Below are 3,703 nucleotides of genomic sequence, written 5' to 3' on the forward strand. Positions count from 1 at the left end.
ACTCCCACCCACGCGGCCATCCGTTCCGCGCACCCCTATCCGGCATTAGCGCATTACCGGTAATGCCAATGTGGTAATGCGGGAAAACGACGCAGCCAATCCCCCCGGAAGGCAGTCAACATAATCCCGGTTATGTTGCATGCGGTTTCCGGAGGGCCGTCCTGCGCCGCGGGGTGCGCGAGCTGACGGCCCGGGGCGCGCCGTAGGCGGCGGTGTCCGCGACGAGTGCGGACGCCTGCGCTATTGACTTAGGGCCGGGCCCCGGCCCTCCGGGCGGCGGGCGGCGGGCGCCGAACATGGCCGGGATCACATCCGGCTGGGGACGGGGGCGGGAAATACCGGGGCCGCGCCGCGGGTTGTGACAGTCGCCGGAAGGTTCAGTAAGTTGACCTTCTGCGTTCCTATCGATAAGTCCCGCCCGGCTCGAATCTGCGAGGAAGAAACCCATGACCGCCACGGAGTCCACGGCGTCACGTGCTGCCGAAATCCTGTCCCGGCCTGTCGAGCTGGGCGGGCTGAGCGTCCCGAACCGCATCGCGATGGCGCCGATGACGCGCATGTTCTCGCCCGGCGGGGTGCCGGGGGAGGACGTGGTCTCCTACTACGCGCGCCGGGCCGCGGCGGGCGTGGGGCTGATCGTGACCGAGGGCACCTACGTCGGGCACGACTCGGCAGGGGAGAGCGACCGGGTGCCCAGGTTCCACGGCGAGGAGCAGCTCGCCGGCTGGGCGAAGGTCGCGGCCGCCGTGCACGAGGCGGGCGGGCGGATCGTGCCGCAGCTGTGGCACATCGGCATGACCCGCAGGCCCGAGGCGCGGCTCAACCCCGGCGCCCCGGCGATGGGGCCGTCCGGCATCCGCGTCGGCCGGGACGGGGAGAGCCAGGACGGGCACACGATGACCGCGCGCGACCTCGACGATGTGATCGCCGCGTTCGCCGACTCCGCCGCTGCCGCCGAGCGGATCGGCTTCGACGGCGTCGAACTACACGGCGCGCACGGCTACCTGATCGACCAGTTCCTGTGGGAGCGCACCAACCGCCGCGCCGACGGCCACGGCGGCGACCACGTCGCGCGCACCAGGTTCGCCGCCGAGATCGTCGCCGCCGTACGCGCGGCCGTCTCACCGGGGTTCCCGGTCGTCTTCCGCTACTCGCAGTGGAAGTCCGACGCCTACGACGCCCGGCTCGCCGAGACCCCGCAGCACCTCGAAGCGATCCTCGCCCCGCTCAGCGCGGCCGGTGTCGACGCCTTCCACGCCTCCACCCGCCGCTACTGGCTGCCCGAGTTCGACGGCTCGGACCTGAACCTCGCGGGCTGGACGAAGAAGCTGACCGGCAAACCGACCATCACGGTCGGCTCGGTCGGCCTCGACGGCGACTTCATCCGCTCCTTCGCGGGCGAGGGCTTCGCCGCCCGCGGCATCGACGACCTCCTCGACCGGCTCGAGCGCGACGAATTCGACATGGTCGCCGTCGGCCGCGCCCTGCTGCAGGACCCCGAGTGGGCCGCGAAGGTCCTCGCCGGCCGCTTCGACGAACTCGCCGCCTACGACCCGGCAGCGCTCCGCACCCTCAGCTGACGCGGCGTCGGCCACCGCGCCCTCGCACGGCTTCTGACGCAGCCGCGCGAGGGCGCACCTGCGAGGGGGCACACAAGCCAGGGAGCGCACACGCGGCGCGGATTGCGCGCACAGCGGCCCGGCCGACTGGGTGCTGGCCGGCCTCGACGCGCTCGACGACGCCTACCTCGCGGTCGCGTGCGTAGTGTTCGCGCAGGTCTACGCGCTTTCGTGCTCTCGTGCTCCGCGGCGCTCGAACTCACGCCGGACAACCCGCTTCCGGACGGGAACGTCAACCGCGCCGCGCAGGGCGCGGCAACATGGCAGCCGATTCGATTCGCGGCCTAGGGATGGGCGGGAAGTGCGCAGGTCAGCTGTTCGTTTCCGGGACCGGATCAGCCCCAGATGCGCTCCGCGTAGGCGATGAAGTTGCCGCCCATGATCTTCGCGATGCGCTCCTCGCGGTAGCCGGAGGCTTCGAGCAGGCCGATGAGCTTGCGGAACTGGTCGACGCCGCGCAGGTCTTCGACGAACGGGTAGGTGTCGGCGCGCTCGCCGGCCGCGCCGACGCCCGCCCTCGCGCGCTCGGCGACGTGCTCGGCGAGCTTCTCGCGGTAGGCGTCGAGGTCGTCGATGGGCGTGGCCGAGCCGTCGGTGCCGATGCCGACGGAGTCCTCGCCGCACACGTCCACGGCGTGCCGGATGTGCGCGACGACGTCGTCGGCGGTGGCGTGCCCGGTGGGGTTGAGGAACGGCATGAAGTAGATGCCGACGAACCCGCCGCGCTCGGCGACCAGGCGCAGTTCCTCGTCGGTCTTGTTGCGCGGCAGGTCGGTCAGGGCGCGGCAGCCGGTGTGGTTGATGGAGACCGGGGCGATGGACGTGCGCGTCGCCTCCAGGCAGGTGTTCTCGCCGCTGTGGGACAGGTCGACCATGATGCGGTGCTCGTTGAGCGCTTCGACGGCCTGGCGGCCGAAGTCGGTCAGGCCGCGGTTCCCGGCGGCCATGGATCCGTCGCCGAGGTGGTTGGCCTGGTTATACGTCAGCTGGATGACGCGCACGCCGCGCTCGGCGAACAGCGCGGTGCGCTCGGCGAGGCTGCGGGCGTCGGTGCCGACGGCGACGGCGTTCTGGAAGCCGTAGATGATGCCGACGCGGTCCTGCTCGTGCGCGGCGCGGATGTCCGCGGCCGAGCGCACGTGCAGCAGGTCCTCGGGGTGGGCGGCGAGGTGGGCGTCCCAGACGTCGAGCTCGTGCAGGGTGTGCTCGTAGGCGGGCAGGTCGCCGAGGGTGTAGCCGAGGGTGATGTTCACCGCGGTCATGCCGGAGGCCTTCGCGTCCGCGATGGCGCGCGCGTCGACGACCATGTCGTCGCTGCTCTGGAGCAGGCTTCCGGCGGTCTCGGCGGCGGCGTTGGGGTTCTCCAGCGCGCCGAGGGCGTTGACGATCGGGTAGCCGGTGCGGGTCATGCGCGGGGGGCTCCGTTCTCGGGCTGCGGGTCGGTCGATGCGGCGGCCGGGCCGGCCGGCGCGGGCTGCGGGTGGCGGTAGTCGGCGCGCGCGTGGTGCCGGCCGCGCTTGACGACGGCGGTGACGGTGCGCAGGGCGGCGAGGTCCTGGGCGGGGTCGGCGTCGAACACGGCGAAGTTCGCGAGCTTGCCGGGCTCGACGGTGCCCATGTCGGCGAGTGCGCCGATGCTGAGCGCCCCGGCGTGGCTGGCGGCGCGCAGGGCCTCGGCGGGGGTCATGCCGCAGCGTTCGACGAGGTAGTCGAGCTCGTCGTAGAGCGGGGGCCAGGGGTCGGTGAGGTCCGGGTCGCGGTCGGTGCCCGCGCTGACGGTGACCCCGGCGTCGATGGCCTGGCGGGTGAGCGCGGCGGAGATCGCGTCGTTCGCGGCGGCGCGCTGCCTGGCCTCGGGCTCGCCGGTCTCGGCGGCGATGCGCGCCCACAGGCTGGCGGTGGCGTCCAGGACGGTGCCGCGGCTGCGCATCTCGGCGAGCAGTTCGAGGATGGCCGGGTCTCCGGCGACGACGCGGTCGGCGTCCAGGGGCGGCTTGCTCTGGTACGCAGTCAGCTCGTCGGGCGTCGTCTGGTAGGCGAGCAGGTGGGCGTGGGAGACGGAGTCGACGCCGGCGGCCACGACC

Annotated in this window: 3 protein-coding genes; 1 reads left to right on the forward strand and 2 read right to left on the reverse strand. The window is 72.6% G+C overall.

What is annotated here, in order from left to right:
* Positions 1–446: 446 nt before the first annotated feature.
* Positions 447–1,580 (forward strand): NADH:flavin oxidoreductase, encoded by a 1,134-nt coding sequence (locus KDK95_RS34160; RefSeq protein ID WP_212522509.1) that lies wholly within the window; start codon positions 447–449, stop codon positions 1,578–1,580.
* A gap of 374 nt (positions 1,581–1,954) precedes the next feature.
* Here the strand turns inward: KDK95_RS34160 and KDK95_RS34165 are convergent, their stop codons facing one another.
* Both KDK95_RS34165 and KDK95_RS34170 read right to left on the reverse strand, forming a co-directional pair.
* A complete protein-coding gene (locus tag KDK95_RS34165; RefSeq protein WP_212522510.1) occupies positions 1,955–3,028 on the reverse strand; it encodes a dipeptidase in 1,074 nt (357 codons plus the stop codon).
* The coding region (locus KDK95_RS34170) for an amidohydrolase family protein (RefSeq protein WP_212522511.1) at positions 3,025–3,703 on the reverse strand (679 nt) is incomplete at its 5' end. The genes KDK95_RS34165 and KDK95_RS34170, both read right to left, overlap by 4 nt.

Source organism: Actinospica acidithermotolerans (assembly GCF_018139625.1).
Lineage (GTDB): Bacteria > Actinomycetota > Actinomycetes > Streptomycetales > Catenulisporaceae > Actinospica > Actinospica acidithermotolerans.